Genomic DNA, 5,054 nt, shown 5'->3' with positions numbered 1-5,054 from the left:
AACTCATCTACGAAGGGTTTGCGACTAACGTTGGCGGGTGGTCGAGTCAGAACCAGTATCCACGCATGCTGGGGGACGTGAATGGTGACGGCCGGTCGGACATTGTCGGCTTTGGCTCGGGTGGGGCCTATGTGTCGCTGGGTCAGTCGGACGGGACGTTTGCAACTGCGATATTGGGCCTTAATGATTTCGGCGCTGGTGCGTCGGCTGGCGGCTGGACGAGCCAGGATACCTTTCCGCGCATGCTGGGAGATGTGAACGGCGACGGGTTGGATGATATTGTTGCCTTTGGAAGCAACTGGGTGAGTGTTGCGGTGAGCTTGGGGGATGGCACGTTCGCGCCACGAGAACTCATCTACGAAGGGTTTGCGACTAACGTTGGCGGGTGGTCGAGTCAGAACCAATACCCGCGCATGCTGGGGGACGTTAACGGGGATGGCCGTGCGGAGATTATTGGGTTCGGGAACTCGGGTGTTCGGGTTTCTCTTTCAGAGGGCATTGGTGCCGACACGCTGAATGGCGGCACTGGCGACGACCTGATATATGCTGCGGAAGGCTCGGACACGATTGATGGTGGCGAGGGTATCGACACGGTTAACTACACCGGTGCGGCCTCTGGCGGTGTGTTGGTTGATCTCGCGACCGGAGAAGCTCGAGAATCCGACCTGAGCGTCGATACTCTGACAGGTATCGAGAATGTCGCGGGTTCGGCAGGTGACGACACGCTCACTGGCGATGCCAACGCCAACACGCTCGATGGCTCAGCAGGCGATGACACGCTCGACGGCGGGGCCGGCAATGACATTCTGATCGGCAGTGCGGGCAATGACACTTACAAGTTTGGCCTCGGCGGTGGACAGGATGCGATTGCCAACGGTGACGCAGACCCGAACTCAACTGACATTCTTTCATTCGGCAGCAACATCGCTAGCGATGAACTTTGGTTTTCGCGATCTAACGATGATCTTGTCATTTCGTTGCTTGGCACAACGGACCGAGTGACAGTCGGGAACTGGTACGGCGACGACGCTAGCAAGATTGATGAATTTGTTGATGGAGATGGCGAACTATTGAACCGCAGCGAGATCGACCAGCTGGTGAGTGCAATGGCCGGGTTTTCACCCAGTGACGGAACTGGGTCCGGCGGTGTCGAGCCAGGAACCGTGCCACAGGAGGTTCAGCTTGCGATTGACAGCGCGTGGCAGCCGCCATCGGCTTGAGAATAGGTCCGTGGCTGACAGATTCCGATATTTATACCGTGCGCATAAGACAGTTATTCAGTTAGGAGCTCTATCTTTGACATCTGCGTCCGTCCGCTGGCCAATCGATCGCCACAGAGGGCTCGCACCTTTACGCGCCCGTTTCGTGTGCGCTGTGCGTGCACCTGGAACGCAGACAGGTTTGACATGGCCGCAGGGGCACGCGTATGGACTGCGGCTATGGACGAAAGTTCCCCGATATTTACTCAGGTCGATAGACGTTTCTCCACTGCGCCCATGATGGAGTGGGCGCAAAAACTATATCAATCAGATAGTTACGAAGTCGCGTGTGCAATATGTATGCACTCGGGGATCAACGGGAATCGACGCTGGTCCAGTTCCGCCGGGCTGAAGGGCGCGGGCAATATTGGCTGGGTGCAGAGTCTTGAATGTTTTTCGCAAAAGGCTATGTGGATTTTGACCAGAATGTAACTGAGATTGGATAGCCGTTTAGCGAAACGATGTCGGAAGGGAAAACTCCACAACGCCTGTTGACGGTGCCTGTTACTCTTTCGGGCGGCCGATGTCGGCATATTGGGTGGCCTTTTCGTCAATAAGGGCCTTGAACATTTCAACCAGTCGGGTTGCCGCCCCCGACAATGGCCGGTAACGCGGATAAAGAAGCCGCGGTCTTATTATCAGCGGTGGATCGATGTGCCGTGCAATGACATCGGGGCCCTTTTCACTGTACAGCAGGTAGGGCTCGACAATCGCGATACCGGCGCCGTTTTCCACGAGCGAGCAGATCGTACTCGAGGCACTTGCCTCTATCGCCGGTTCGAATGGATATCCCTGCTTTTCAAATGTACGTTTGATCCGATAGCCAAAGGGAGAATCCTGAAAATACGAGATAAGCGGGTAGTCCAGCGTGTCAGCAAGGCCAATCTTGTCACAGGCGCAAAGCGGATGATCCCTCGGCATGATGAGAATGCACTGGCATTCAAGCAAGTCTTCTGCGTTCAGTGTCGGAACGTCCGTCGAGTCTCCGAGCAGTCCGATGTCGACATGCCCTTCCATGACCTTCTCGACGATACTGAGCGAGGGCAGGACCTGCACACTCACCCTGACGTTTGGCATCACGTTCCGGTAATGGCTGATGACCTCCGGTAGCAAGATGTTTGACATGGTCGGGAGCGCGGCGATGGAAACGCGACCGGGACCGGAGTCACGCATATTCAGTGTCATCCGTTCCACAGCGTTCATGGCACCGAATACCTTTTCAACTTCCGGATAGAGCGCGTGCGCTTCCGGTGTTGGATACAAACGGCCCTTGATGCGCTCGAATAGTCGGATACCAAGATCCTCCTCCAGCTGGGATAGAACCTTGCTCACAGCAGGCTGAGAAACATTCAGGCTTTCGGCTGCTTCAGTTGCCGTGCTGCTGGTCATCAGCGCGCCAAAAACCCGGAGATGTCTAAAACTGAGATGCAACATCGATTCCATAACCATTAGTTTGGTTTCTATGAGTAATCGATAATTTTCGTGATGTCATCAGTTCGATAAAGTGCTCCATGAAGCCGTGCTGATTCAGTTGAAAAACGTGCGGCGAGAAAGAGCCAAGTGGATGCATACGCGAGCAGGAAACCTCGGTCACAAGGGAGGACATGATGAACATCCAGACACTCAAATTCGGCATTGTTGGGTTGGCCATGGCTGGCGGTGTCGCGGCAGCCTCAACTGCTCGGGCAGAGACGCTCCGGTTCGCGGCTGCAGGCGAGGCAGCATCACTCGATCCCTATGCGTACTATTTGTCCTTCACGGCGGGTTTTCTGCAAAATGTTTACGAGCCGCTGGTGCGTTACGACAAAAAGCTCAAATTCTCGCCCGCGCTTGCGACAAGTTGGAAAATGACGGCACCGACTACATGGCGCTTCAAGCTGCGTAAAAATGTCAAATTCCACAACGGCAATCCATTTAACGCTGATGATGTGGTGGCGTCGCTGAACCGCGCGCGATCTGACAACTCCCCCTATCAAGTTGCGACTTCAGCGATCAGTCGCGTGGAGAAGGTCGATGACCTCACAGTAGATGTGCACACCGAAGGTCCGTATGCCGTTCTCCTCAATGATCTCACCGGTGTGGTCATGATGGACCGTGAGTGGATGGAGAAGCATGGTGCGCTGCGTGCAGTGAACCCAAAAAAGGGTGAAGAGAGCTATGCAGATACTCACGCAAACGGGACCGGACCGTTTTGGATTGCTTCGCGGCGCCCCGATGTCGAAACAATATTCGAGGTCAACAAGAACTGGTGGGACAAGCGCGAGCACAATCTCGACAAAGTTATCTTCACGCCCATCAAGTCGGCGGCGACGCGGGTTGCGGCTCTTTTGTCTGGCGAAGTCGATCTCATCATGGGAGCGCCGCTGCAAGATCTTAAGCGGATCGAGCAGAGTCCGGATCTCAAGGTCCTGAAAGGCAAAGACCTGCGGGTCATGTTTTTTGGACTCAATCAAGGAGCACCGGAACTCAATTCCAGCTCGGTCAAAGGCAAGAATCCACTTAGCGACGTTCGCGTGCGTGAAGCCCTGTACCTCGCGCTCGATATCGATGCGATAAACAAGAAGATCATGCGTGGCTATGCTTCACCGACCGGGCTTTCGGTTGCCGAGGAGATTCAAGGGTATGATCCCAAACTGGCAGACCGTCCGGGGTCCTATGATCCTGAGGCCGCCAAAAAACTACTTGCGGAAGCAGGATACCCGAACGGGTTTGATGTCGGCCTCGATTGTCCCAACGACCGCTACGTCAACTCCGTGGGCGTGTGTCAGGCGGCGGCGGCAATGTGGGCGAAGGTAGGCGTCAAAACAAACTTCACCGCGCAAACGAAAAGTATCTACTACAAAAAGATGCTGTCTGGAGGGGCGGATATCTACTATCTGGGATGGGCCTCGACCCCCCAACTCGATGCCTATGCCATTCTCAATCTGGTGATGCACAGTAAGGACGGCACTAAGCGCGGAAAATGGAACCCGGGCAAGTACAGCAATGCGCGCCTTGACGAACTGGTCAAAAAAATTGCTGTGGAGGTCAACATGGAGAAACGGCAAAAAATGATCTCCGAGGCGCTCAAAATCCAGAAAGAGGATTTCGGGACCTTGGTCCTGTTTCGCCAACCACTGACCTGGGCTGCAAAGAAGGATGTCGACGCGTTGCAGGCGGCGGACAATAAGATCCGGCTCTGGTGGATTAGAATAAGCGGTTAACGCGGCGTTCGCTTGCCGAATTTTCATATCGGACTGTCGTCGGGGCAACAATGGACGCTCGCAACATTCTGGTGGCAGCCGTGAGTCACGAGACGAACACATTCTCGCCGCTGCCGACCCCATTGGAATCATTCGGACATCTGACGGGTCCACTTTTCGGTCAGGACGCCTACGATCAGTTTCGCGGAACCGGGACGGCTACCGCCGGGTTCATCGATTATGCGGAGTCCATCGGCGCACGCGTGGAGATCCCCATCGTCGCCCGGGCCATGCCGAGCGCTGCTGTCGCAGACACCGCATACGAGGCTATTGCCGGCCATTTGGTGAATGCGGTGCAGGTCGCCGTTACCCAGAACAAGTGCGATGCGCTGTTCCTTGAACTTCATGGCGCAATGGTTACGGAAGCTCTTGATGATGGAGAGGGGGCTTTGCTGCGCCGTATGCGCAACGTTGCTCCCACATTGCCAATCGCGGTCAGTCTGGATTTCCATGCCAATGTGACGGACGCAATGATCGAGGTGCCGACCTCGGTGATTGCGTACAAGACCTATCCCCATTTGGATATGATGGATTGTGCCCGCAGATCCGCCGA

General features: G+C 55.3%; 4 protein-coding genes. 3 read left to right on the top strand and 1 reads right to left on the bottom strand.

Annotated elements, in window-relative coordinates; all coding sequences use genetic code 11:
- On the top strand, window positions 1–1,220 hold a 1,220-nt coding region (locus tag MPJ51_RS20220; protein WP_298390614.1), incomplete at its 5' end, for an FG-GAP-like repeat-containing protein.
- A gap of 543 nt (window positions 1,221–1,763) precedes the next feature.
- Here the strand turns inward: MPJ51_RS20220 and MPJ51_RS20215 are convergent.
- A complete protein-coding gene (locus tag MPJ51_RS20215; RefSeq protein WP_298390618.1) occupies window positions 1,764–2,693 on the bottom strand; it encodes a LysR substrate-binding domain-containing protein in 930 nt (309 codons plus the stop codon).
- Between the two features lie 173 nt (window positions 2,694–2,866).
- On the opposite strand from MPJ51_RS20215, the gene MPJ51_RS20210 reads away from it, so the two are divergent.
- Window positions 2,867–4,462 carry an ABC transporter substrate-binding protein gene (locus MPJ51_RS20210; RefSeq protein ID WP_298390612.1) on the top strand — a complete coding sequence of 532 codons (1,596 nt, stop codon included), beginning with the start codon at window positions 2,867–2,869 and terminating at the stop codon, window positions 4,460–4,462.
- Window positions 4,463–4,512: 50 nt separating this feature from the next.
- On the top strand, window positions 4,513–5,054 hold a 542-nt coding region (locus MPJ51_RS20205; protein ID WP_298390610.1), incomplete at its 3' end, for a M81 family metallopeptidase.

Origin of the sequence: Ruegeria sp. (assembly GCF_028066395.1) — a bacterium.
GTDB lineage: Bacteria > Pseudomonadota > Alphaproteobacteria > Rhodobacterales > Rhodobacteraceae > Ruegeria.
This window is presented reverse-complemented; position numbering and strand designations above follow the sequence as displayed.